This is a genomic window from Vibrio sp. DNB22_10_4, assembly GCF_052879755.1.
In genome coordinates, this window is record NZ_JBNNXW010000115.1 from 1 (window position 1) to 242 (window position 242).

The window sequence follows — 242 nt, forward strand, 5'->3', positions numbered from 1 at the left end:
GGTCTATGCGCTGCGGTTGTCGGCCACGCGTTCCATCCTGATTGCCAGCAAGGGCGACCGGCTGATCGCGTTGTCGGAGCCGGGTATCCTGCTGGACAAGGACGGCAAGCCCGTCTCCAAGCAGGCAAACGCGCTCGCCGCACTGCTGTCGGATGACGCCGGCAAGCGCAACGTGCAAGGCAATGCCTATGCGCTGCCGACCGCAGAGACCACGGGCCACCACGTTGTGGTGAGCGCCAACT

Annotated in this window: 1 protein-coding gene; it reads left to right on the top strand. The window is 65.3% G+C overall.

The features are described 5' to 3' along the window. The coding region (locus ACVA6Q_RS24885) for a DUF2138 family protein (RefSeq protein WP_446649260.1) at window positions 1-242 on the top strand (242 nt) is incomplete at both ends.